This is a genomic window from Dactylococcopsis salina PCC 8305 (assembly GCF_000317615.1).
In the GTDB taxonomy this organism is placed as follows: domain Bacteria; phylum Cyanobacteriota; class Cyanobacteriia; order Cyanobacteriales; family Rubidibacteraceae; genus Halothece; species Halothece salina.
In genome coordinates this window covers 2,993,657-3,015,053 of sequence record NC_019780.1, presented here as the reverse complement: position 1 = coordinate 3,015,053, position 21,397 = coordinate 2,993,657, and the positions used below count along the sequence as shown (strand labels likewise).

31 protein-coding genes are annotated in these 21,397 nt (G+C 42.8%); 18 read left to right on the top strand and 13 right to left on the bottom strand.

The window, feature by feature from the left end; translation table 11 throughout:
* Nucleotides 1–15: 15 nt before the first annotated feature.
* The 3 genes from DACSA_RS14455 to DACSA_RS20940 all read left to right on the top strand — a co-directional run bounded on the left by DACSA_RS14455 (nucleotide 16) and on the right by DACSA_RS20940 (nucleotide 3,166).
* On the top strand, nucleotides 16–1,218 hold the full coding sequence (locus DACSA_RS14455; protein ID WP_015230468.1) for an RNA-guided endonuclease InsQ/TnpB family protein: 1,203 nt from the start codon (nucleotides 16–18) through the stop codon (nucleotides 1,216–1,218).
* A gap of 246 nt (nucleotides 1,219–1,464) precedes the next feature.
* A complete protein-coding gene (locus DACSA_RS14450) occupies nucleotides 1,465–2,838 on the top strand; it encodes an IctB family putative bicarbonate transporter (protein WP_041235914.1) in 1,374 nt (457 codons plus the stop codon).
* A 76-nt stretch (nucleotides 2,839–2,914) separates the two neighbouring features.
* Complete coding sequence (locus tag DACSA_RS20940) at nucleotides 2,915–3,166, top strand: hypothetical protein (protein WP_156800812.1); 252 nt, start codon at nucleotides 2,915–2,917, stop codon at nucleotides 3,164–3,166.
* Nucleotides 3,167–3,199: 33 nt separating this feature from the next.
* Here the strand turns inward: DACSA_RS20940 and cobA are convergent, their stop codons facing one another.
* From cobA to pdxH, 3 genes are all read right to left on the bottom strand, one after another.
* Nucleotides 3,200–3,973 (bottom strand): uroporphyrinogen-III C-methyltransferase, encoded by a 774-nt coding sequence (gene cobA / locus DACSA_RS14440; protein WP_015230465.1) that lies wholly within the window; start codon nucleotides 3,971–3,973, stop codon nucleotides 3,200–3,202.
* Entirely contained in the window at nucleotides 3,970–4,746 is a 777-nt protein-coding gene (locus DACSA_RS14435; protein WP_015230464.1) for a sirohydrochlorin chelatase, read from the bottom strand. Before DACSA_RS14435 ends, cobA begins: the two co-directional genes overlap by 4 nt.
* An 81-nt stretch (nucleotides 4,747–4,827) precedes the next feature.
* Nucleotides 4,828–5,481: a pyridoxamine 5'-phosphate oxidase gene (gene pdxH, locus DACSA_RS14430; RefSeq protein WP_015230463.1), complete on the bottom strand. Its 654-nt coding sequence runs from the start codon at nucleotides 5,479–5,481 to the stop codon at nucleotides 4,828–4,830.
* 268 nt (nucleotides 5,482–5,749) lie between these two features.
* Here pdxH and DACSA_RS22275 point away from each other — a divergent pair, with 268 nt between their 5' ends.
* On the top strand, nucleotides 5,750–5,893 hold the full coding sequence (locus DACSA_RS22275) for a hypothetical protein (protein ID WP_232225101.1): 144 nt from the start codon (nucleotides 5,750–5,752) through the stop codon (nucleotides 5,891–5,893).
* Nucleotide 5,894: 1 nt separating this feature from the next.
* Nucleotides 5,895–6,455: a Uma2 family endonuclease gene (locus DACSA_RS14425; RefSeq protein ID WP_015230462.1), complete on the top strand. Its 561-nt coding sequence runs from the start codon at nucleotides 5,895–5,897 to the stop codon at nucleotides 6,453–6,455.
* Between the two features lie 91 nt (nucleotides 6,456–6,546).
* Here DACSA_RS14425 and DACSA_RS14420 read toward each other — a convergent pair whose 3' ends face one another.
* The 8 genes from DACSA_RS14420 to DACSA_RS22270 form a co-directional block, all read right to left on the bottom strand.
* On the bottom strand, nucleotides 6,547–6,870 hold the full coding sequence (locus DACSA_RS14420; RefSeq protein WP_015230460.1) for a nucleotidyltransferase family protein: 324 nt from the start codon (nucleotides 6,868–6,870) through the stop codon (nucleotides 6,547–6,549).
* A gap of 272 nt (nucleotides 6,871–7,142) precedes the next feature.
* On the bottom strand, nucleotides 7,143–7,484 hold the full coding sequence (locus DACSA_RS14415) for a type II toxin-antitoxin system PemK/MazF family toxin (protein ID WP_015230459.1): 342 nt from the start codon (nucleotides 7,482–7,484) through the stop codon (nucleotides 7,143–7,145).
* A gap of 10 nt (nucleotides 7,485–7,494) precedes the next feature.
* A complete protein-coding gene (locus DACSA_RS14410) occupies nucleotides 7,495–7,746 on the bottom strand; it encodes an AbrB/MazE/SpoVT family DNA-binding domain-containing protein (RefSeq protein ID WP_015230458.1) in 252 nt (83 codons plus the stop codon).
* Nucleotides 7,747–7,935: 189 nt separating this feature from the next.
* A complete protein-coding gene (locus DACSA_RS22635; protein WP_015230457.1) occupies nucleotides 7,936–8,067 on the bottom strand; it encodes a hypothetical protein in 132 nt (43 codons plus the stop codon).
* Nucleotides 8,068–8,128: 61 nt separating this feature from the next.
* Entirely contained in the window at nucleotides 8,129–8,515 is a 387-nt protein-coding gene (locus DACSA_RS14405; RefSeq protein ID WP_015230456.1) for a hypothetical protein, read from the bottom strand.
* Nucleotides 8,516–8,538: 23 nt separating this feature from the next.
* Nucleotides 8,539–8,721: a hypothetical protein gene (locus DACSA_RS14400; RefSeq protein ID WP_015230455.1), complete on the bottom strand. Its 183-nt coding sequence runs from the start codon at nucleotides 8,719–8,721 to the stop codon at nucleotides 8,539–8,541.
* A 28-nt stretch (nucleotides 8,722–8,749) separates the two neighbouring features.
* A complete protein-coding gene (locus tag DACSA_RS14395) occupies nucleotides 8,750–8,956 on the bottom strand; it encodes a hypothetical protein (protein WP_015230454.1) in 207 nt (68 codons plus the stop codon).
* 205 nt (nucleotides 8,957–9,161) lie between these two features.
* Nucleotides 9,162–13,511 (bottom strand): hydantoinase B/oxoprolinase family protein, encoded by a 4,350-nt coding sequence (locus DACSA_RS22270; RefSeq protein WP_015230453.1) that lies wholly within the window; start codon nucleotides 13,509–13,511, stop codon nucleotides 9,162–9,164.
* Nucleotides 13,512–13,948: 437 nt separating this feature from the next.
* Here DACSA_RS22270 and DACSA_RS14380 point away from each other — a divergent pair, with 437 nt between their 5' ends.
* The 9 genes from DACSA_RS14380 to DACSA_RS14335 all read left to right on the top strand — a co-directional run bounded on the left by DACSA_RS14380 (nucleotide 13,949) and on the right by DACSA_RS14335 (nucleotide 19,343).
* Nucleotides 13,949–14,281: a DUF433 domain-containing protein gene (locus DACSA_RS14380; protein WP_015230451.1), complete on the top strand. Its 333-nt coding sequence runs from the start codon at nucleotides 13,949–13,951 to the stop codon at nucleotides 14,279–14,281.
* A 302-nt stretch (nucleotides 14,282–14,583) separates the two neighbouring features.
* The gene (locus tag DACSA_RS14375) at nucleotides 14,584–14,826 is read left to right on the top strand and encodes a hypothetical protein (RefSeq protein WP_015230449.1); all 243 of its coding nucleotides are present in this window, start codon (nucleotides 14,584–14,586) and stop codon (nucleotides 14,824–14,826) included.
* 2 nt (nucleotides 14,827–14,828) lie between these two features.
* Nucleotides 14,829–15,278 (top strand): HNH endonuclease, encoded by a 450-nt coding sequence (locus tag DACSA_RS14370; RefSeq protein WP_015230448.1) that lies wholly within the window; start codon nucleotides 14,829–14,831, stop codon nucleotides 15,276–15,278.
* A 310-nt stretch (nucleotides 15,279–15,588) separates the two neighbouring features.
* Nucleotides 15,589–16,062, top strand: a complete 474-nt coding sequence (locus DACSA_RS14360; protein WP_015230447.1) for a type II toxin-antitoxin system VapC family toxin — start codon at nucleotides 15,589–15,591, stop codon at nucleotides 16,060–16,062.
* Nucleotides 16,063–16,236: 174 nt separating this feature from the next.
* Complete coding sequence (locus DACSA_RS14355) at nucleotides 16,237–16,521, top strand: hypothetical protein (RefSeq protein WP_015230445.1); 285 nt, start codon at nucleotides 16,237–16,239, stop codon at nucleotides 16,519–16,521.
* 53 nt (nucleotides 16,522–16,574) lie between these two features.
* Nucleotides 16,575–17,618 (top strand): SHOCT domain-containing protein, encoded by a 1,044-nt coding sequence (locus DACSA_RS14350; protein WP_015230444.1) that lies wholly within the window; start codon nucleotides 16,575–16,577, stop codon nucleotides 17,616–17,618.
* 250 nt (nucleotides 17,619–17,868) lie between these two features.
* Nucleotides 17,869–18,453 (top strand): hypothetical protein, encoded by a 585-nt coding sequence (locus DACSA_RS14345; RefSeq protein WP_015230443.1) that lies wholly within the window; start codon nucleotides 17,869–17,871, stop codon nucleotides 18,451–18,453.
* A gap of 411 nt (nucleotides 18,454–18,864) precedes the next feature.
* Nucleotides 18,865–19,089, top strand: a complete 225-nt coding sequence (locus DACSA_RS14340) for a hypothetical protein (RefSeq protein ID WP_015230442.1) — start codon at nucleotides 18,865–18,867, stop codon at nucleotides 19,087–19,089.
* Nucleotides 19,086–19,343 (top strand): type II toxin-antitoxin system RelE family toxin, encoded by a 258-nt coding sequence (locus DACSA_RS14335; RefSeq protein WP_015230441.1) that lies wholly within the window; start codon nucleotides 19,086–19,088, stop codon nucleotides 19,341–19,343. The genes DACSA_RS14340 and DACSA_RS14335 overlap by 4 nt, the downstream gene beginning before the upstream one ends.
* 250 nt (nucleotides 19,344–19,593) lie before the next feature.
* On the opposite strand, the gene DACSA_RS20915 is transcribed toward DACSA_RS14335, so the two are convergent.
* Nucleotides 19,594–19,758, bottom strand: coding sequence for a hypothetical protein (locus DACSA_RS20915; protein ID WP_156800811.1), 165 nt, complete (start codon nucleotides 19,756–19,758; stop codon nucleotides 19,594–19,596).
* Nucleotides 19,759–19,881, bottom strand: a complete 123-nt coding sequence (locus DACSA_RS22630) for a hypothetical protein (protein ID WP_269544607.1) — start codon at nucleotides 19,879–19,881, stop codon at nucleotides 19,759–19,761.
* Nucleotides 19,882–20,046: 165 nt separating this feature from the next.
* Between DACSA_RS22630 and DACSA_RS14330 the strand changes: the two genes are divergently transcribed.
* From DACSA_RS14330 to DACSA_RS14315, 4 genes are all read left to right on the top strand, one after another.
* Complete coding sequence (locus DACSA_RS14330; RefSeq protein ID WP_015230440.1) at nucleotides 20,047–20,277, top strand: addiction module protein; 231 nt, start codon at nucleotides 20,047–20,049, stop codon at nucleotides 20,275–20,277.
* Entirely contained in the window at nucleotides 20,274–20,564 is a 291-nt protein-coding gene (locus DACSA_RS14325; protein WP_015230439.1) for a type II toxin-antitoxin system RelE/ParE family toxin, read from the top strand. Before DACSA_RS14330 ends, DACSA_RS14325 begins: the two co-directional genes overlap by 4 nt.
* 276 nt (nucleotides 20,565–20,840) lie before the next feature.
* Nucleotides 20,841–21,032, top strand: coding sequence for a hypothetical protein (locus DACSA_RS14320; protein WP_041235512.1), 192 nt, complete (start codon nucleotides 20,841–20,843; stop codon nucleotides 21,030–21,032).
* Nucleotides 21,025–21,369: a type II toxin-antitoxin system PemK/MazF family toxin gene (locus DACSA_RS14315; RefSeq protein WP_015230437.1), complete on the top strand. Its 345-nt coding sequence runs from the start codon at nucleotides 21,025–21,027 to the stop codon at nucleotides 21,367–21,369. Before DACSA_RS14320 ends, DACSA_RS14315 begins: the two co-directional genes overlap by 8 nt.
* Nucleotides 21,370–21,397: the final 28 nt, after the last annotated feature.

The window sequence follows — 21,397 nt, the reverse complement described above, 5'->3', positions numbered from 1 at the left end:
CGACTAATCAAGTCAATGCTAACTTTCAACTACCAGTACCGAATCTATCCCGATCAATCTCAAGAAGAAAAACTTCTTGAGATCATGGAAGTTTGTCGAAGTGCATACAATTACGCTCTTCGAGAGATTAAAGATTGGTGTAATAGTAGAAAGTGTCCCATTGACCGATGCAGTTTAGTTTCGGAATATATCATTCCTGCTGATGCTAAATTTCCTAGTGAGTTAAATCAGCTTAATCAACTCCCAAAAGCGAAAAAGGAATGGACTAGATTAAAAGAAGTCCCTTCTCAAGTTCTACAACAAACCATTAAGCAGTTACATCGAGCATGGGACTTTTTTCGAGAAAGAGGATATGGTTTTCCTAGATTCAAAAAGTTTGGACAATTTAAGTCAATTCTTTTTCCGCAGTTTAAAGAATCCCCCCTAACCCCCCTTCGTAAGGTGGGAAAAGAAGGGGGGATTTGGCAAATTGACTTACCAAAAATTGGGAAAGTTAGAATCAATGTTCACCGTCCAATTCCTGATGGATTCAAAGTTAAGCAAGTTCGAGTCATCAGAAAAGCAGACCGATGGTATGTTTCAGTTTGTATTCAATTAGATGTTAATGTTCCTGAACCACAACCTCATGGTCACGCTTTAGGAGTTGACATTGGGTTAGAGAAATTTTTAGCAACCAGTGATGGGGTTCTCGTCAAACCGCCGAAGTTTTTTAAGAAAATGCAAAGCAAGTTGGGATTACTGCAACGCCGACTTTCTAGAAAACAAAAGCGGTCAAAGAATTACGAGAAACAACGCATCAAGGTGGCGAGAATGCACCACAAAATTAGTAACACTCGAAAAGATTTCCACTATAAACAAGCTCACGCTTTGTGCGATGCTGGTGACATGATCTTCTTAGAAGATTTAGATTACCGCATTACAGCGAAAGGAATGCTTGGAAAAGAAATGTTGGATGGTGGTTTTGGACAATTCCGAACCATTACTCAACAAGTCTGTTGGAAACGTAGAAAGTATTTCAGTGTTGTTGATGCGAGGGGATCAAGTCAAACTTGTCCGAATTGTGGTGTTCATGTGAAAAAAGATTTGAGCGTTAGAGTTCACAGTTGCCCTGAATGTAGCTATGAAGCGGACAGAGATGTGGCAGCGGCAAGCGTGTTAAGAAATCGAGGGATAGAAAAAATTAGTACCGCAGGGCTTGTGGGAAAGGAAACTGCCTAGGCAATCGGGCTGTCGGGGATAGAGTTCGCCCTTCGACTAAGCTCAGGGGACACTCTGTCTAGATAAGTGGTGGAATCCCAGAAATGGGAGTAACTAGGAAGCCCTCGACATAATCGGTAACTGAGCGCGGTCGTTGTTTTGATTTGTCGAGGGAGGATGTCACTTCCTCATCTCTTCCCGTTGAAATCAGGTTGAGTGACCTCTATGATGGTCTTCAACTCGGTGAGTGACTTTGACAAAAAACTTATGACTTCAGAAAAAACAAGTTCTCAGTTTTACTTCTCCCGTTGGCGTGGGGGAAGTTTTATCTATCGGTTGGTCGGTTTGTTTTCCCCTTGGCGTGAGGGAAGTTATCTCTTACAGTGGGCTGAACCGATTGGGATGGTTTTAATAGGATTAGTGTTGAGTTTAGCCCCGTTTGTTTCTTCGTCGCTGGTAGGCGTTTTACTGGTTGCTGGGGCTGGCTATTGGATGCTTTTAACCCTCTCCGATCGAGATTTAATCGGAATAACACCCGTTCATCTGTTAGTGTTGCTATATTGGGGAATCGCAACGGTTGCTGTGGCGTTTTCTCCTGTGAAAGCAGAAGCCTTAAGCGGTTGGGTTAAACTCACTCTCTATCTCTTCTGGTTTGCACTTTCAGCACGGGTTTTAAGATCGCCTTCTCTTCGCAATTGGACGATCGCGCTGTATCTTTTAGTTTCCCTAGTGATTAGTGTCTATGGGATTCGTCAAGAAATATTTGGCGTGGAACAACTCGCCACTTGGAATGATCCTGAGTCAGAGTTAGCGGAAGCGACTCGCGCTTATAGTTATCTGGGAAATCCCAATCTCCTCGCTGGCTATTTACTCAGCGCCATTAGTCTTTCTATTTCAGCGCTTTGGGTTTGGCGTACTTGGTTACAAAAAGGAGTTGCATTAACTGCTTTATTGGTGAATACTTATTGTTTATATGCGACGGATTCTCGTGGCGGTTGGATTGCCTTAGTCGGGTTATTAACAGTTTATTTCTTACTCCTTTATTATTGGTATCGTGAGAGTTTACCGCCGTTTTGGCGAGTTTGGTTGTTACCACTTGTGTTTACTTTTTTTGCTGGCTTGTTGTTAGCTGCGATTACGTTTGTTGAACCTTTAAGATTACGAGTGATGAGTATTTTTGCAGGGCGAGAGGATAGTAGTAATAATTTCCGCATGACCGTTTGGGCTGCGGTTTTTGAAATGATTCGCGATCGACCTTGGCTGGGAATTGGTCCTGGACATTCGGCGTTTAATGCCATTTATCCCCTCTACCAACGTCCCAATTATACCGCCCTCAGTGCTTATTCTATCTATTTAGAACATCTAGTGGAAATGGGAATCGTTGGTTTCACCACATTTTTGGGATTGTTAGTAACAATTAGTTATCATTGTTGGCAGAAAATCACTAGATTACGAAACTTAAATCGTCCCGAAGGATTTTGGGTCATCGGCGCAATTTCTGCCATCATAGGAATGTTAACCCATGGTTTAGTAGATACCGTTTGGTATCGTCCAGAAATTCAGACTTTATGGTGGTTAATGGTTGCGCTGGTTGCTAGTTATTATCCTCAAATTGACTCGAAAAAATCAAATATCATTTAACTAATGTTTAGAGCAAACTCTAATTAGGGGTTGCTGAAAAAGTCCATTGGTTGGTTAAGTAAGGCAAGAGGCTTGCATGCAAAAGGCAAAAGGGGAGATGGGGGAGATGGGGGAGATGGGGGAGATGGGGGAGATGGGGGAGATGGGGGAGATGGGGGAGATGGGGGAGATGGGGGAGATGGGGGAGATGGGGAAGATGGGGGAGATGGGGGAGATGGGGGTGATGGGGGAGATGGGGAAGATGGGGGAGATGGGGAAGAAAAATCGCTCTCTTGTCTCCCTTGTCTCCCTTGCATTTTTTCAAAGCATTAAGAGCCTTAAAAGCTGATTGGATAAAGGTTTTAGGTTTATTCAGCAAGCCCTAATTAACGAGGAGAGGGCGACAATGATTGAGGAGAGAATGAAGGTTGACGACTCCCCCAATTACTGCTACTGCAGGCGCTGTAAAGTTTTCTTGGTTCATCTGTTCGATGATTGTGTCCAAAGAGCCAATTAACTCTTGTTGTTCGGGACAAGTTCCCCATCTCACCAGCGCGATCGAGGTTTCACCACTTAAGCCTGCGCTTTTGAGTTCTTGAATAATGTGATCTAAGTTATGAACGCCCATATAGATGACAATAGTTTCTGATCCGTGCGCGATCGCGCGCCAATTGACTTGCGGACGATATTTTCCTACTGCTTCATGTCCCGTCACAAATGTAACTGAAGAACTGAGATTGCGGTGAGTCAGAGGGATTCCCGCATAAGCTGGGGCGGCAATTCCTGCGGTAATCCCTGGCACAACTTCCACTGGAACACTGGCAGCGACTAGGTCTCCCATTTCTTCACCACCGCGACCAAAGACGAAGGGATCACCCCCTTTTAAGCGCACCACGATCGCGCTGTTTTGTGCTTTTTCGACGAGTAATTGAGTCGTTTCCCCTTGTAACCTGGAATGTCGTCCCCGCCGTTTTCCCGCGTTGATTTTTTCTGCTTCAGGATTAATCATGGCCAGGATAGCATCACTTACTAAAGCATCATAAACCACAACATCAGCGTGTTCGAGTAAGGTTTTTCCTTTTAATGTGAATAATCCAGGATCACCGGGGCCAGCGCCAACTAAATAGACTTTACCAAGGGGATTTTGATGGGTCATAGAGTAATTTCGTTAATGATTAGATCAGTAAGGGAGAGGCGACTGGATAAGGGGTTTCCGAGCTTAAATTCCACTGTAGGAAACTCACTTTCTAAGGATTGGACTTGTTGCGCGATCGCATCAGTAATCCCTCCAGGAAAGAGGAAATAGGGAATGATCTCGATGTTTGATTCCCCTTTTTCAATCAAAACTTTGACTGTCTCAGAAAGCGTGGGAGAAACTGACCAGTAAGCCGTATTGACTCCCAATTGTTTTCCCAAAGCCTCGATCGTGGCATTGCCACCCGATCGCCGACTCCCGTGTGAAATTATTATTTTAGCGGATGGTTTGCGATCGTCCGAGAAAGAAGCCTCTAGTTTTTGCCCTAAAAGAGGCGATTCTCCCAAGTATGGGGAAATGGTCATCGCCACCGCTTCCCCTACCATCAGCTTTGCATTTGCCACCGCTGCGGGGATATCTTCTCGCACGTGAACCCCAGGTAACAAAAACAACGGTATAATTTGTAAGTGGTTAATTCCATCTGCCTCCAATTGCGGCGCTAATTGCGCGATCGTCTCTTCGAGAGACAAAGGAGCTAACTCCAACGCTGCCGTATAAACCAGGGGTTTTGGGGGTTTCGTCAACACAGCAGTGCGTTCGGAATTTTGCCTCACCCGCATCGATCGCGCCGCCAGCTTGTCTTGCACTGCCGCACCTAACCAAGCCATTTCCTGTTGAGGACGTGGGTCACGGCTTCCGTGATAAACCAGTAAATAAGCAGTTTTTTCTAACAATTGCTATCAAATGCAACTAAACTTAACATCTAATTCCATCATAACCCTTCCACTCCCAGTCTTTTGTATCATGTTTACCGATTAGGGAGCTAATCTTTCCCGAATCCAACCTTCATCCTCCTGTTGACGATAGCGCAAACGGTCATGTAGGCGATTCGGTCTTCCCTGCCAAAACTCAAATTCCGTTGGTTTCAAACAATAACCACCCCAATGCGCTGGTTTCGGCACAGTTTCCTGTTGATACTGTTGTTCCAATGCTGCCAACTTCTCTTCCAAAACAGTACGAGAAGCAATCACCTGACTTTGAGGAGAAGCCCAGGCACCTAATCTTGATCCAAAAGGGCGACTCTCAAAATAAGCAGTAGATTCCTCAGTGGATACCTTTTCCACTTGTCCTTCTAAACGCACCTGACGTTCCAACTCCGCCCACCAAAACACTAACGCTGCATAAGAATTGTTTGCCAGTTGTTCTCCCTTGCGACTATTGTAGTTCGTATAAAAAACAAAACCCTTCTCATCGAATCCTTTGAGGAGAACGATTCGCGCTGAAGGTTTACCATCTGGTGTTGCGGTGGCGAGAGTCATCGCATTTGGTTCCGGTAGTTCAGCAGATAGTGCTTGCTCAAACCAAACTTGAAACTGTCGAAACGGATTAGGATCAGCCTCCGTTTCATTTAAACCCGCACGGGTGTAATTCCGCCGTAACTCAGCAACATTTTTTAAGGTTTCACTCATTACGCCTTACCAATAGATTCCTTATTCTTCTATCCTACGATGCTTTAGATCAGGTTCGCTTAATCAATAACAAAAAGTAGGTTGGATAGAGCCAAGCAAAACCCAACACCAAGAAAGTAGGTTGGGTGAAGCGAAGCGAAACCCAACACCAATCAGTGACCAGTTAAGCAGTGACCAGTGACCAGTAGTTTTCCAACTTAATTACTAATACCATGCGTGAACAATTAGTGCTACAAATTGACTACTTAGATTATTAATTCACTGATCATTGGTCAGTGATCACTGGTCACTGATCACTGAAACGAGCGAAGCAAAACCCAACACCAATCATAAGCAATTCCCCGAACTTGATATTAGACGTTGGCACGGCAAAGTTAAAATGATTAAAAGAAGCATGAGTCAAGGATTGTAAAATGATAACAAGCGAGGGAATAGTCTGGAATGTTGCCGACTTAGAACTGTTTCCAGAAGATGGGAAACGCTATGAAATCATTAATGGAGAACTTTTTGTGACTCGTGCGCCTCACTGGAAACATCAAGAAGTTTCAGGGAATGTTTATTCTGTGCTGAAAGATTGGTCACGGAAAACAGGTTTAGGTCGCAGTGCCGTTGCGCCTGGTATCATTTTCTCAGCAACTGATAGTGTGATTCCTGATGTAGTATGGGCGAGTAACCAGCGTTTAGAAGAATGCTTAGATCAGTCTGGACACCTAACAGACGCACCAGAATTAGTAATAGAAGTGTTATCCAAAGGGGCGAAAGATAAACAGCGCGATCTAGAATTAAAACGAAAACTCTACTCCAGCCAAGGGGTACAAGAATACTGGATTTTAGATTATCAGCAACAACAAATTAAAATTTATCGGCGCGAACAAGCCGTTTTAGAATTAACTGTTACCCTACTTCCAAAAGATACCTTAACCAGTCCCCTCTTACCTGAATTTAGTTGTGTTGTTAGAGAGTTATTTATTTAAAAGGTAGTAAAGTCAAAGCCAAGAATAAATTGTTCAGTGGCATTAATTGCATCAATGATATCTTGTAAGTAGTCTTCTACTTTGCGATTACTCATAAATAAACAACTTCCTTCAGGATATCTTCTCCTAAGCGCGGTTTGAGTCCATCTTTCGTTACTAAATCAACTCTTCGACCCAGCTTTTCACTCAATTGATTTTCTAGATGACAAAATGTTAACAACCCAAACTCAATATCCTGATTAAATTCGACTAAAACATCAATATCGCTATGATCATCTTCTTCACCTCGTACATAAGACCCAAAAACACCCATTGTTTTAATTTGATATTGGTCTTTTATTTCGGGAAGATAGGCTCGTAATTTTTGTAAAATGTTTTGCAGTTGAGTAGATTGTTTTGGAGTTTGGTAAACCATAATAGTTGACGTGGGTTCAATGGACTACAAACAGACAGAACCTAATAGTAAGCGGGAAACCTAACATAAATTATATTGTGAAGTAGTAGCCATTTGACATATAGCAGTTCTAATTCATTTGTAAAAAGTTGATAAACCGTTCCCCCCGATCATTGGGGGGTTAGGGGGGATTAATTTACAATTCATTTGGGATTGCTATATCCCTAACCATTCTCGATGTTGCTGAATAGATTCCCAGGTTTCGTAATCAAAGCCCATTGTTTCCTTAACCGTTAACTTCCAATAATCAGATTTAAAGTTTCCACGACTTCATCAACAAAAGGTTTGGGTAAAACTTCTCCTGTTGTTTTCCACCAACGAGTATTTAAGTCAAGTGACCTCACCTGTTCTGCGATGACTGACCCCTGAACCTGAAACCCCTCTGGAATCGGAATCATAATTTTCACTTCGGGTTTAACTGTTCTCGTAATCGGAGTAACAATGACAATTCCGCTACGAGCTTTATTATACCGAGTGTGACTGATAACTAAACAGGGACGAGCATTTCCCGATTGTTCGCGACCACTAATCGGATTAAGATTAACCCGAATCACTTCCCCCCGTTCGATATCCATAAGTTACACTCTAGATTAGTTCCTCGCCAACAGAACCACTTTCGTTAAACTCTCTAATATCTTCGGGATATACAAAATCATCAGGAATGCTAGATAGTAATTCATCAAGACTAGAAACCCGATTTCTTTTCTGAATCATGATTCCTTCTGAAGTTTCAGTCAATTCCACCAGCGAGTTTTCATCCAGACCATATTTTTGGGCAATTTTCTGCGGAACTCTCAAGCCAAGACTATTTCCCCACTTTCTCAACTGAATTTTCATTCATCACCTCTCCTTTAGTTATACTCTGTATAATTATAGCGCCGATCGCTTGATCCTAACTGCTAACTGACCAAAGATAGCACCTGTTCCAGACCAACTAATACCACTTTAAAAGAGAAGGACTACATTGTCGTAGGGTTTGCCTTGCCCACCCTACTAAAGCCTCTAGTAGGGTTTGCCTTGCCCACCCTACTCTTCTAAAAATTTCAAAAACTCATTCTCTCGTTGATCAGGTTCATCACTCGGAAAGAAGGTAAAGAGTTCAACCGTTCCATAGTCAAGGATTGTAAAATGACCACACGCGATCGCGCCTGCTATCATTTTCTCAGCAACTGATAGCGTGATTCCTGATGTAGTATGGCAATGCTCACCAAAACAATGATTAAGGAGTTTTTGCCAGATATTGATATTGAGAATCTTCTAAGTGTTTTAGGATTTCATGCAATTTTCTGAGATTGCTACTGTACTGATCGTATTCTTCTTTTGAAGGAGAATCTCCTAACTTTTCTAACATTGTTTTGGTTTCCTCGACAATTTCTTCCTTAAAAAAATCTATTAACCTTTGTCGATTAGTAATTTTTCCTTTATCTAAGTCGATAACTTCAATTTCTACTTCTTCATCATCACTTTTAATGGTCTTTTTCAGAGTTTTGCCAATTTCTACAAAATCTGATTTAATTAGGTTTTCATATAACTCTTGAGATAGCGCGATCATCACTTCCGATTCAGGAACAGTATTTTCTTTATAAAATGCAATATCTAATGTCATTACTTTATCTCCTCTACTTTTGATTATAAAAACTGTTTTTCATCAATATTTTCTGCCCAAGCAATCCCAGCTTCATCAAATAATTTTTTAGCTGGCTTAAATATTTTGCCAGTGGTTAAAACAGCACTAACTTCTCCTTTAAGTATTATTTGTTGTGCCAGCTTTGAACCAATTTGTTTACGAGCCTTAATTTCAATATACGGCATAACCTCAATTCTCCATACTTCATAAGTTTTACTTTTGATTAATTTCTCGGACTATTTCTTTAACTCTCCGCTCATCTTCTGGATTAAAATAGAGAATATCCCCTTTAGGATCGTTGCCAGTAGTTCTTTCACATTTAATTCCTTCTGCTTCTAATTGCTCGATGACCCATCCAATCAAGTTTTTATGAATGGTCAATCGTTCAATCATTTTATCTTCATCAGTTTGATCACTCACTCAAATCAAGCTCTGTTTTTTAGTAATACCATTTCGATCAACTGGCGCTACACACCGATCCAGTAAAGCCCCCCTTTCAAAGGGGGGTTGGGGGGATAAACTGTAACCTAACTTCTTAGAAATGGTATAATTTTCAATCCCCTAGTATTAGTTTAGCAACAGATTCGTTAGAGTAAGCTCGAAACGTAATACGAATCAATTATGATTAGCTAAGTGTTCCATATCCCCCACCGCCAGGGGTTTCAATTATAAACACATCTCCCCCTTCCATTTCCACAGTCGCCGTACTCTCCAAAACTTCAACCGTTCCATCTTTTCTTTCAACTGCATTGCGTCCCATTTTCCCAGACTCTCCCCCTGCTAACCCAAACGGCGCAAACTGACGACGACCAGACAAAATTCCCGCCGTCATTGCTTCTAAGAATTTAATGCGACGAATAACGCCATTTCCGCCACGATGACGACCATTTCCGCCACTATTCTCCCGAATGCTAAACTGTTCTACTAACACAGGAAACCGCCACTCTAACACCTCTGGGTCAGTTAAACGAGAGTTGGTCATGTGAGTCTGTACCGCATCCGCACCGTTGAAACCATTTCCCGCACCAGCACCGCCACAAATCGTTTCATAATACTGATAACGATCGTTCCCAAAGGTGAAATTATTCATCGTTCCCTGTGATGCAGCCATTACCCCTAACGCCCCATAAAGCGCATCCACAACTAACTGGGAGGTTTCCACATTACCCGCAACTACCGCAGCAGGAGGAATGGGATTTAATAAGCAGCCTTCAGGAATAATAATGTCTATGGGGTTCAAACAGCCAGCATTGAGGGGAATATTATCATCTACCAATGTCCGAAATACATACAACACAGCAGCTTTACAAACGGCTGCGGGTGCGTTGAAGTTACTTTCCTGTTGGGGAGATGTTCCTGTAAAATCAACTTTGGCGCATCCTTCCCCCCCACTGGAGGGACGACTAATCTTAACCTGAATGTGTCCCCCTGTATCTAACTCTGTACGATAACTTCCCTCCTGTAGTCTTTCAATCACTTTTTTAACGGCTGTTTCTGCATTGTTTTGCACATGGAACATATACGCTTGTACCGTTTCCAAGCTAAACTGTTCCACCATCCGCAATAATTCTTGTACGCCTTTCTCATTCGCAGCAATTTGCGCTTGTAAGTCTGCTATATTCTGGGTAACATTTCGCACGGGATACTTCCCTGTAGTCAGTTTTTCCAACAGACTTCTTTCTCGAAACTCTCCCTCTTCCACCAATAAAAAGTTATCCAGTAACACCCCTTCTTCTTCGATACTGGTACTATGAGGAGGCATGGAACCAGGAGTAATTCCGCCAATATCGGCGTGATGTCCTCTAGAGGCGACATAAAACAGAGGAGAAGAACTATTATCCACAAAAACAGGGGTAATCACGGTAACATCAGGGAGATGGGTTCCGCCGTTGTAGGGGTTATTCAAAACATATACATCCCCTCGTTTCAGGTTTCCTTGTTGGGCTTTGATCAAACTTCCCACACTCTCACTCATTGATCCTAAATGGACGGGAATATGAGGTGCATTTGCTACTAATTGCCCATTCTGGTCGAAAATTGCACAAGAAAAGTCCAAACGCTCTTTAATATTTACGGAATAACTGGTATTCTGTAACGTTGTTCCCATTTGTTCGGCAATGGAACGGAACAAGTTATTAAAAATCTCTAGTAAAACAGGGTCTGGTTTTTCTGTTGCGGTGGGTTGTACGGTGAGACTTTCTGCTTCTGCTTGTTTGGTCAGGATGAGATGACCGTGATTATTCACTGTTGCTTCCCAACCGAGTTCAATAATATTCGTTCCTGTGGGTTCAATGATAATCGCTGGACTGGAAATAATATCTTGTGGTTGTAACTCTTCTCGTTGATAGACAGGAGTATCGCGCCATTTGTCTCCAAGATAAACAGAAACAGTGGTGATGGGTTGCGGTGGCGTTTCTTGTTGACGGGAAATAGTTTTTTCCGTGAGAGTTTCTGTTTGATAAATCAACTCTACAGAAACCGCATCGACAACTAAAGGTTTCCCTTCCATGACAAACCCGTAACGCTGTTGATGAAGGGTTTGAAATTCTTGTGCCATTGCTTCCCCACTGTCATAATTAACTAGCAGAGGAGAGTCTGTTCCTTCGTATTTCAGATGAACTTTTTGCTGAATGGATACGCCCCCTAAATCCCCCAAGTCTGGGGGAGTGGCTTGCTGATTTTTCTCCCCCCAAGGTTGGGGGGTCGGGGGGGCTTGATGGGATGCGCCCCCTAAATCCCCCAAGTCTGGGGGAGTGGCTTGCTGATTTTTCTCCCCCCAAGGTTGGGGGGTCGGGGGGGCTTGATGGGATGCGCCCCCTAAATCCCCCAAGTCTGGGGGACTTGAGTGAGAAGATGCGCCCCCTAAATCCCCCAAGTCTGGGGGACTTACTTGCTGCTGCTTCTCCCCCCAAGATTGGGGGGGCGGGGGGGCTTGATGGGATACGCCCCCTAAATCCCCCAAGTCTGGGGGACTTGAGTGAGAAGATACGCCTCCTAAATCCCCCAAGTCTGGGGGACTTACTTGCTGCTGCTTCTCCCCCCAAGATTGGGGGGTCGGGGGGGCTTGATGGGATACGCCCCCTAAATTCCCCAAGTCTGGGGGACTTGAGTGAGAAGATACGCCTCCTAAATCCCCCAAGTCTGGGGGACTTACTTGCTGCTGCTTCTCCCCCCAAGATTGGGGGGTCGGGGGGGCTTGATGGGATGCGCCCCCTAAATCCCCCAAGTCTGGGGGAGTGGCTTGCTGATTTTTCTCCCCCCAAGATTGGGGGGTCGGGGGGGCTTGATGGGATGCGCCCCCTAAATCCCCCAAGTCTGGGGGACTTACTTGCTGCTGCTTCTCCCCCCAAGATTGGGGGGTCGGAGGGGCTAAATCTCCCCAAGATTGAGGGACTTGCTGTGATAACTCTTGTTGTGCGCTTGCGATTAAAGGAGAGAAGATAGAATCTAAATCGAGATCAGAAGTTAGTTCGGCTTCAACGGTTTGTTCTCGTAACACCCGAATATCAGCTAAACCAATGCCATAAGCCGATAAAACACCCGCATAGGGATGAATTAACACTCGTTTCATCCCTAACGCATCAGCGATGAGACAAGCGTGTTGTCCTCCCGCACCGCCAAAACAGCAAAGGGTGTACTGAGAAACATCATAGCCTTTTTCTAGGGAGATTTTCTTGATTGCATTTGCCATCTTTTCCACCGCAATGGCGAGAAAACCTGATGCAACCGCTTCTGGGGGGCGATTATCCCTAATTTTTGCGGTTAATTCCTGAAATTTCGCTTCTACTGCTTCTACATTCAAGGGTTCATCTTGATTTTTCCCAAAGACGTGCGGAAAGAATTGGGGCTGTAGTTTTCCCACTTTCACATTACAATCAGTAATGGTCAAGGGTCCGCCGTTTCCATAGGCAGCCGGTCCTGGATACGCACCCGCCGAAGCTGGTCCCACGCGATATCGTAATCCATCGAACTCGACAATTGAACCACCCCCCGCAGCGACAGTGTGAATCGCCATCATGGGCGTTTTCAGGCGTACTCCTGCAATTTCGGTTTCCAGGTTGCGTTCGTATTCCCCTGCATAATGGGCGACATCAGTAGAAGTTCCCCCCATATCAAAGCTGATTATCTGATCATACCCTGCAATTTGACTGGTTTTCACCGCACCGACGATTCCCCCCGCAGGACCGGATAAAATGCTATCTTTCCCTTGAAATAATTTAGCATCCACTAACCCGCCGTTAGACTGCATAAACAGCAGTTGGGTGGCGTTATCTTCGCTGAGGTTTAACTGGTTGGCGACTTGTTCTACATATCGGCGCAAAATGGGAGAAAGATAAGCATCAACAACGGTGGTATCTCCACGACTGACGAGTTTCATTAAGGGGGCGACTTGATGAGAAACGGAGATTTGGGTAAAGTTAAGCTGTTTTGCTATATCGGCGATTTGGTTTTCGTGGTGCGAGTAACGATAACCGTGCATTAAAACAATGGCGCAACTTCTAATCCCTTGATCATAAGCGGTTTTCAGGTCTTGTTTGACTTGTTCAACATTGAGAGGGGTAATAATTTCGCCATTCGCATCAATCCTTTCTTCTACTTCAATGACGCTTTCATAAACCATTTCTGGGAGGATTATTTCACGAGCAAAGATATCGGGACGATTTTGGTAGCCAATGCGGAGTGCGTCGCGAAAGCCTTTGCTAATCAGAAGAACCACTCGTTCTCCCTTGTGTTCTAAGAGGGCATTGGTGGCGACGGTTGTTCCCATTTTAACCGCCTGAATTTTGTCGCTGGGGAGGGGTTGATCTGAGGTTAAGCCTAATATGTCTCTTATCCCTTGAATGGCTGCATCTTGGTAATGGTCGGGATTTTCGGAGAGGAGTTTATGGGTGAGAATGGTTCCATCCTCCCCTTTGGCTACGATATCAGTAAACGTGCCGCCGCGATCGATCCAAAATTGCCACTGTTCTAACATGAGCTTGCCTTAATATTGATCCTTAACTATTATCATGCCAAATAACAACTTGACATTGACAAATTGACCCATGAAAATCCTACTATCTCCTCAAGCAAAAGTCTTTGTTACTAAAGTGAATGATCACTATTATGTGAAAGTTCAGATGGAAGGTGAAATTTATGTCCATTATTATCCATTTCAGGGATTAGAGGATAGTGTACGAATAGCCTATAAAATCCTGAAAGTTGGAAGACTAGATTTACAACATTGGAGGAAGGAAGAAGAAGGAATTTTAAATTATGATACTATACACTAATCGATAATCGATCCAAAATTGCCACGCTTTGCGCCATTGCTTTTCCTCTACATTTGTCCTTTTTGGTATTTTAGCGAGAAGCGCGGTCTGGAAAGTTCTTTGCTAAGATATGAAAAAAAACTTTGGGAATTAATTGTAGATGACTCTGACGATTACAGCAGAACCGACACTGATCGAGCAAGATAGTAATGGAGTCGTGCGGGTTGCCAAAACTCGTATTACTTTAGATACAGTTGTCACTGCCTTTCTAGAAGGATGCACCGCAGAAGAAATTGCACAACAATATCCCTCTCTACAACTCTCAGACATCTACTTGGTCATCGGCTACTATCTGAGACATACGGAAGAAGTCAATACCTATCTTGCCCAACGTCAACGTGAGGCGACTCAGATTCAGCAGGAGGCGGAAAAACGGTTTAATCCCATTGGAGTGCGCGATCGCTTACTGGCAAGGCGTAATCAATCTCAGTAGTTTTAAATGATTCGCTTCTTGGCAGATGAGAATTTAAATAACCAGTTGGAGGCTAATTATGTTACACGATGAAATTGTAGAAGAAATTCATAAAATTCGTGAAGAATACTCTCGGTCATTTAATCATGATTTAAAAGCCATTTTTGCTGACTTGCAAAAACAACAGAGTGAGAGTAAGAGAGAAGTTGTCAATTTATCTTCAAAGGATAGTCTAAGGAAAACTTGAACTGATGAAACTTGAAATTTTAAAGAAACGACTCAACAAAAACCGATCAATATAATTATTGTCTCTGAGGTGAACCATGAATGCACAATTGATGATCCAACCCTCCTCTTTTATTGATGCTGGCATTCAAATCAAGCCAGTTCGAGGGCTTTTCTTATTCAAACTTAGCGAAGACTTACAGGAGCGACTAGAGAGTCTGAACGAGAAACAGCGAGAGTCACAGTTATCATCCGATGAAACAGTAGAACTGGCTGGAATTTTGGAACTCGATCGAATTTTCACACTGCTTAATGCAAAAATTATTGCTGAGTCTGAGTAGGTATGGCGATTACAAAAGATATTCGGCAGCAGGTTCGAGAGCGGGCTAAGTATCTGTGTGAATACTGCCATTCCTCGGAAGAAGCCAGTGCAGCACGGTTTGAAATTGACCACATCCAACCGCGATCCTGTGGAGGAGCAGATACATTTGAAAATTTGGCTTTGGCTTGTCAGCGATGTAATAGCTACCGTTACAACTTCACAGAAGGGACTGATCCAGAATATAAAGTTTCTACTCAGTTGTTTAACCCACGACTGCATCAGTGGAATGAGCATTTTGTTTGGGAGAAAGGTGGTCTAGTCATTCGGGGCAAAACTTCAATTGGACGTGCAACTTGCGATCGCCTAGATTTGAATGACCAACGGCATAATGACGGGGCGATTGTTAAAGCCCGTCGTCTGTGGATTCAGGGCGGTTGGCATCCACCATCTAATGATGCTATTGAATCCTAATAAATAGTATCTTAAAACAAGTTTGGCTTGGGTTAAGAGTTTGAAGCGTCATGGGGTCAGTGATGAGATTCTCCAAGAAGCATTGAGTGAAGTGATACATGATTAGTTTGAGGGCGCGATCGATCCAAAATTGCCACGCTTTGCGCCATTGCTTTTCCTCTACGTTCGTCCTTTTTGGTATTTTAGCGAGAAGCACAAAATTTTTTGTTTTGGGAGGTAATGAAGTGATTACTGAAGATGCTTGACCAATGCTAAACTTATATTGGTTCTAAAGAGGCAACTAAACTCAATTGTACAAATTTTTCTGTATATGAGTGAAACGGTTTATATTGAAACCAGTATTTTAGGTTATCTCACTACTCGTCCGAGTCGGAATTTAATTTTAGTTGCCAATGCTGAAATAACGCGAGAATGGTGGGAAACTCGTCGTAGTTTCTTTGATTTGTACATCTCTCAAGCTGTTATTAATGAAGTTGCAAAAGGAGATGCTGAAATAGCTTCTCGACGACTAGAAATGGTGAATGGTATTCCCTTACTAGAAATAAACCAATCTGTACTTGATTTAGCAGAACAATTTTTAGAACGTAGCAATCTTCCTGCAAAAGCTGATGTTGATGCTTTGCATATTGCAGTAGCGACTATTCACCGAATGGATTATCTATTAACATGGAATTGCAAGCATATTGCTAATGCTCAAATTCAGAAAAAACTAGCAGAGATTAGTTTTTATTTTAGTTACGAGTTACCAATTATTTGTACCCCTAATGAACTACTTGGAGGCTAATTATGTTACATGATGAAATTGTAGAAGAAATTCATAAAATTCGTGAAGAATACTCTCGGTCATTCAATCATGACTTAAAAGCCATTTTTGCTGACTTACAAAAGCAACAGAGTGAGAGTAAGAGAGAAGTTGTCAATTTATCTTCAAAGGAGAGTCTAAGCAAAACTTGAACTGATGAAAATTGAAACCTTAAAAAAACGACTCAACAAAAACCGATCGATGACAACAATTACCATGCGTCTCCCTGAAGACGTGGTTGAAGATTTGAAGCGAGTTGCCCCTCTTCTGGGCTTTTCAGGTTATCAACCTCTGGCTCGTGCTTACATTGGTCAAGGGTTGCGTGCTGACTTAGAACGTTTGGAGAATGATACGGTTTCGGCTTTAGTTGAGACTTTAAAGCACCATGGGGTCAGTGATGAAGTTCTTCAAGAAGCATTGAGTGAAGTAATATATGATTAGTTTGGGTATAACAAGCTCATCAATAGTATTGTCCAATAGAAGGAAACACAAATATGGGTAATAAGTTCGATAAAATTAAAGAGCTAAAACAGATGCTTGATGAGGGTTCTATTACACAAGAAGAATTCTCACAAATGAAAGCCGATTTGCTAAGTGAAAACTCTAATACTGAGGATAGTAAAGCTTCTCGTAGTTTTCAATTGGACAAAGGAAAGGAAAGGAAAGGAGTGGGTTGGCCGGAAGTATTAAGTGTTTTATTTGGGATATATGGTGGTTTAGGTTATTTGTTTACCAAACAGCCTACTGCTAAAAAATTAGTTATTCTCGTTTTATCGTTTCTAGCCACTGGCGTATATGCATCTTTGGAAATAGCAATTACTAACACTCAAGAGTCTCAGATGCAGGAATCTGGTGATTCACAGAGAACGACTGCTGGTTCCCAAGAATCTGAAGCAAAGGAAGAGCAAACTATACGTGAGCAAAAAATTCAACAAGAAGAGCAAGAACTGCGGAAAAAGCAAGAACTTTCAGATAAATTCAATGCTGAACGCCAGAAAATACTTAACTCTGCCAACAAAATGATGGACCAAGGTCAATATGAGGAGGTCATAAAACTTGCTGATAAATATGCGTTTGTGAATGATGAAAACCTCAATAACCTGAAAAGCCAAGCAAAAGATAAACTTGCCGCCATTGAAAAAGAGTATGCGGCTCTTGTCGCCCAACTTCCTAGCTTTATCCCAGAACTCGTACAGGAAAAAGGTGAATCAATCAAGTCTAAAAGTTGGTTTGACCGCGAGTTCATGATTTATAACTGTGACGAAGTAGCACCCGCACAAATTGAAGAGACTGTTGAAACAAAAAGTAACCATGATAATGGTCAACCCAGTAGATGGACTGGTAGCGTACCAACAGCTTCACAAGTTGCTTCTGAAGCTGAAAGTAGTTATCGTTTTGCATTACGATGTGGGTATGCAGCTTTATTATTAGAAGATAAAGAATACCTTAAAAAGGCAATATCATTAATTAATAAAGCTGAAAAATATAGCACTAATAATACTCTTTTTATTGCCAAGGTTAAGAGTGGAGAACTTTGATAATATAACTCTTATAGGCTATACTAACAGTTTCATCTTAATAAGAATCCCCCCACCCACCCCCTAAGAGTAATTTAGGGTAGTTGTATTAGTGTATTTGTCCAAAATGTGGTGCTGATTTGAAATGTGTAAATGTAAGTGAAGTTAACTTAAGTAATGCTGACTTAGACGGCTAGATTAATGAGTCTTAAACAAAGTTCAAGCTAAGATTATACCCGAGAGTCTAATGCTCAACTATACAATTTAAATAATGAATACATTAGTTCAAAGCTGTAAAAGCAAAAAATATTGTGATGAGAGCAAAATTTTAAATATATTGGTTGATAAATATATTCATGAGTTCGGAAATTGTTATGAAATTGAAGACCAATGGTGGGGTGATAAAGATTTAAATTGGGAACAAGCTATTGAAAGAGCTTGGAAATCTAGGTTTGCAAATGGGAAAATGCACGGTCATCAATGTCGTGTTGCTCATAACTCAGCTAACGGCTTAGAAAAAACATTGGTAAACAAGTTGCAGCCGAAAGAACTTAACGATTTTCAAACGCTATATGACTGGATAAAGTCTGTCGTTGGTTGTATTAATGGATTAGGGCGAACCACTGCATATGATGTTGCCCGACGGTTAGGTGCTTGGTTGGGGCTAAAACCCTCTTGCGTTTATTTACATGCGGGTGCTGCGATGGGTGCTAAAAAGTTAGGTATTCGAGGAGAGGTTGTCCCACTGAGTGTATTTCCAAAAGAAATTCAATCATTAGGTACTATGCACGCAGAAAATTTTTTATGTATATACAAACACCAAATTCCTGATAATATAACTGTAGGTGAAGACTGATCAAAAAAGGTGCGATCGCTGTTTGGTTCAATTCTCTGGCTGACGAGAACGTGATCGAGTAAGGGAAAGCGCGATCGCTGCTTAGTTCAATTCTCTGAGTGATCAGGGCGCGATCGGGTGGGGAGGAGGCGCGATCGCTGCTTAAATCAATTTTCTGAGTGATGAGGGCGCGATCGGGTGGGGAGGAGGCGCGATCGCTGTTCGGTTCAATTCTCTGAGTGATCAGGGCGCAATCGGGTGGGGGGGAGGCGCGATCGCGGTTTGGTTCAATTCTCTGAGTGATGAGGGCGCGATCGCGCTCTCGGTTTCGAGCTTCCCCTTCACACCTATTAAGATAGAATTAGAGTCAAATTGAAAAGACGCGCTGCGCGATCGCCTGCTATCAACTGTAACTTACAGAGTAATAGGAACATGGAAATTTCTCTAACTGCCAAAGCGGAAGAACGTCTTCATAAAATTGTAGAGCATCAAGGGCAATCCCCCAGCGAAGTGATAGAACACGCTCTATTACTCCTTGAAGATTATCAGCGCTGGGAAGACGAGCAAGATGTTGCGGACATGGAAGCGGTAAAACAAGAGATTCAGGAAGAAGGTACAATTCCTTGGGAAACGGTTAAAGCCAACTTAGGGAGATGAGCTATCAAATTGAGTTCTCCCGTCGGGCTGAGAAAAACTTGAAACGGCTTTCTCGACAGGATCAGAAACGAATTAGCGACAAAATTGATACTCTAGCCCAAGAACCTCGTCCTTCGGGTGTTGAGAAACTTCAAGGTAGAGGGGAAGATGCTTACCGTATTCGAGTCGGAATGTATCGGGTTTTGTACGAAATTCGCGATCGAGAACTTGTTATATTAGGGGTTGCTGAAAAAGTCCATTGGTTGGTTAAGTAAGGCAAGAGGCAAGAGGCAAGAGGCAAGAGGCAAGTAGGCCCTAGTGAAGTTTACGAAACCCAACACCAATCGGCAAGAGGCAAGTTGCCTTAGGCAAGAGGTAAGAGGTAAGAGGTAAGATTTCAAAGTTTTGATGCAGGGTTTTCACTATTGAGCGTTCAATTTCCTTGCACTTTTTTGAGGGGTTAAGAGCCTTAAAGCCTCATTGGGTAAAGGTTTCAGTTTTATTCAGTAAGCCCTATATTAGTTATCAAAATTGGTCATCGGCGAGAAGTTTATCGGTCTTAGATAGTGCGCTTAAAGCGAATTTACGAGCGCGATCACGTAGCGTCTTCGGAGGAGAATCGCTGCTTAAATCAATTCTCTGGCTGATGAGAACGCGATCGGGTAGGGGAAGGCGCGATCGCTGTTTCATTCAATTCTCTGACTGATGAGAGCGCGATCGGGTGGGGGAGGCGCGATCGCGCTTTAGGATTAAATTCTCTGGCTGATGAGAGCGCGATCGGGTAGGGGAAGGCGCGATCGCTGTTTTATTCAATTCTCTGAGTAATGAGAACGCGATCGGGTAGGGGAAAGCGCGATCGCGCTACAACTATGCTATTGTTGAGCTAAAAGTTAATAGACGGCTACTTCCTAAACTTCGTTTCACGTTAAATTTTGATACAATTGTCTAAAATGTAGCTTTTTGCGAGGGGTTAGTATTATGCGGTCAATTGAGCAACTGACTGAGGAAATATTATCTCTGCCTAGTGAGTCAAGGGCCCTCTTAGCGGATAAGTTAGTAGAAAGCTTAGAGTTCGATACCGACTCAGTAATTCAGGCAGTTTGGGTAACTGAAGCCAAGCGACGACAAGATGAAGTGCGAGATGGTTCTGTTCAACCGATTCCAGGTGAAGATGCTCTAGCTCAGGTCAGACGACTGATTGAGCCATGAGGTGCGTATTTCATCCTGAAGCACTGAGTGAGTACGCTGAAGCAGTTCAATACTACACAGAGCAGAAAATTGAGGTCGCTCAATCGTTCATAAACGCGATCGAGGATACAGTTTATCGGATCAGGGATTCTCCAACCCGTTACGTTGCCATTGATGAAGATGTTAGGCGGTGTATGGCGCGTAAGTTTCCTTATGGTGTTCTCTACACAATTGAGCAAGACTACATTTTGATTTTGGCGGTCATGCATTGTAGTCGTGAGCCTGGTTATTGGAAAAGCCGCAAGTGATCGAAGCGGCCAACTGCCTAACACCGTTATCTCAAACTCAATAAGGTGTTTCAAAGCAGAGGCGTAACCTAATCACTGTTTAACTCAATTCTGTTCTTATGAGAGCGCGATCAGTGGGGAGGAGGCGCGATCGCGGTTTGGTTCAATTCTCTGGCTGATGAGAGCGCGATCGAGTAGGGGAAGGCGCGATCGCTGCTAGGATTAATTCTCTGAGTGATGAGGGCGCGATCGCGCTACAAATATGCTATTGTTGATCTAAAAGCTAGCTGGGAATCTATGACTGCTTTAGCCCAATACATTCTTCAAAACTTTGATCAGTTACCTAATAAAGAACAACAGAAAGTTGCGCTAGAGATATTAAAGCGGATTGTTCACTCAGACTTTCCTCCCTTAGAAGATCAAGATTTAGTCTTAAGTGCTGAGGAAATCTTTTTAAGTCTAGACCAACAAGAATCTGATTATGAGTAGCCCTGCACGTGGTGAGGTATGGTTGGTAGATTTGGGCTATGTCGCAAAAGTTAGACCTTGTTTAGTAATTAGTATTCCAGCCCTAATGGAAGATCGCGCTTTAGCGACTTTAGTTCCTCACACAACGAGTCCCAGAAATTCTCGCTTTGAGGTAACTGTCAAGGTCAGGTTTTTGAAACTTGGAGCTTTCGATGTCCAAAATCTTATTACCATTCCTCATGCTAAGCTAATTAGGAAATTAGGGGAATTAGACTCAAAACAATTGTCGCTGGTTGAAGATACTTTACTCTTCTGGCTGGAGTTCAAAGAGATGGACTCCAAAGAAGAAAACACTTAGTCTTGAGCAAGAGTGCGATCGCGGTTTG

Coding starts and splice junctions, on each gene's coding strand:
- DACSA_RS14425 (WP_015230462.1), top strand. CDS start 5,895: ATGATAACAAGCGAGGGAATAGTCTGGAATGTTGCCGACTTAGAACTG.
- DACSA_RS14330 (WP_015230440.1), top strand. CDS start 20,047: ATGCGGTCAATTGAGCAACTGACTGAGGAAATATTATCTCTGCCTAGT.
- DACSA_RS14335 (WP_015230441.1), top strand. CDS start 19,086: ATGAGCTATCAAATTGAGTTCTCCCGTCGGGCTGAGAAAAACTTGAAA.
- DACSA_RS22635 (WP_015230457.1), bottom strand. CDS start 8,067: ATGATAGCAGGCGCGATCGCGTGTGGTCATTTTACAATCCTTGACTAT.
- cobA (WP_015230465.1), bottom strand. CDS start 3,973: ATGACCCATCAAAATCCCCTTGGTAAAGTCTATTTAGTTGGCGCTGGC.
- DACSA_RS14380 (WP_015230451.1), top strand. CDS start 13,949: ATGACTCTGACGATTACAGCAGAACCGACACTGATCGAGCAAGATAGT.
- DACSA_RS14315 (WP_015230437.1), top strand. CDS start 21,025: ATGAGTAGCCCTGCACGTGGTGAGGTATGGTTGGTAGATTTGGGCTAT.
- DACSA_RS22270 (WP_015230453.1), bottom strand. CDS start 13,511: ATGTTAGAACAGTGGCAATTTTGGATCGATCGCGGCGGCACGTTTACT.
- DACSA_RS20915 (WP_156800811.1), bottom strand. CDS start 19,758: ATGAAACAGCGATCGCGCCTTCCCCTACCCGATCGCGTTCTCATCAGC.
- DACSA_RS14410 (WP_015230458.1), bottom strand. CDS start 7,746: ATGAAAATTCAGTTGAGAAAGTGGGGAAATAGTCTTGGCTTGAGAGTT.
- DACSA_RS14405 (WP_015230456.1), bottom strand. CDS start 8,515: ATGACATTAGATATTGCATTTTATAAAGAAAATACTGTTCCTGAATCG.
- DACSA_RS14370 (WP_015230448.1), top strand. CDS start 14,829: ATGGCGATTACAAAAGATATTCGGCAGCAGGTTCGAGAGCGGGCTAAG.
- DACSA_RS14340 (WP_015230442.1), top strand. CDS start 18,865: ATGGAAATTTCTCTAACTGCCAAAGCGGAAGAACGTCTTCATAAAATT.
- DACSA_RS14345 (WP_015230443.1), top strand. CDS start 17,869: ATGAATACATTAGTTCAAAGCTGTAAAAGCAAAAAATATTGTGATGAG.
- DACSA_RS14400 (WP_015230455.1), bottom strand. CDS start 8,721: ATGCCGTATATTGAAATTAAGGCTCGTAAACAAATTGGTTCAAAGCTG.
- DACSA_RS14320 (WP_041235512.1), top strand. CDS start 20,841: ATGACTGCTTTAGCCCAATACATTCTTCAAAACTTTGATCAGTTACCT.
- DACSA_RS14420 (WP_015230460.1), bottom strand. CDS start 6,870: ATGGTTTACCAAACTCCAAAACAATCTACTCAACTGCAAAACATTTTA.
- DACSA_RS14355 (WP_015230445.1), top strand. CDS start 16,237: ATGAAAATTGAAACCTTAAAAAAACGACTCAACAAAAACCGATCGATG.
- DACSA_RS14325 (WP_015230439.1), top strand. CDS start 20,274: ATGAGGTGCGTATTTCATCCTGAAGCACTGAGTGAGTACGCTGAAGCA.
- DACSA_RS14455 (WP_015230468.1), top strand. CDS start 16: ATGCTAACTTTCAACTACCAGTACCGAATCTATCCCGATCAATCTCAA.
- DACSA_RS20940 (WP_156800812.1), top strand. CDS start 2,915: ATGCAAAAGGCAAAAGGGGAGATGGGGGAGATGGGGGAGATGGGGGAG.
- pdxH (WP_015230463.1), bottom strand. CDS start 5,481: ATGAGTGAAACCTTAAAAAATGTTGCTGAGTTACGGCGGAATTACACC.
- DACSA_RS14415 (WP_015230459.1), bottom strand. CDS start 7,484: ATGGATATCGAACGGGGGGAAGTGATTCGGGTTAATCTTAATCCGATT.
- DACSA_RS14350 (WP_015230444.1), top strand. CDS start 16,575: ATGGGTAATAAGTTCGATAAAATTAAAGAGCTAAAACAGATGCTTGAT.
- DACSA_RS14360 (WP_015230447.1), top strand. CDS start 15,589: ATGAGTGAAACGGTTTATATTGAAACCAGTATTTTAGGTTATCTCACT.
- DACSA_RS14375 (WP_015230449.1), top strand. CDS start 14,584: ATGAATGCACAATTGATGATCCAACCCTCCTCTTTTATTGATGCTGGC.
- DACSA_RS14450 (WP_041235914.1), top strand. CDS start 1,465: ATGACTTCAGAAAAAACAAGTTCTCAGTTTTACTTCTCCCGTTGGCGT.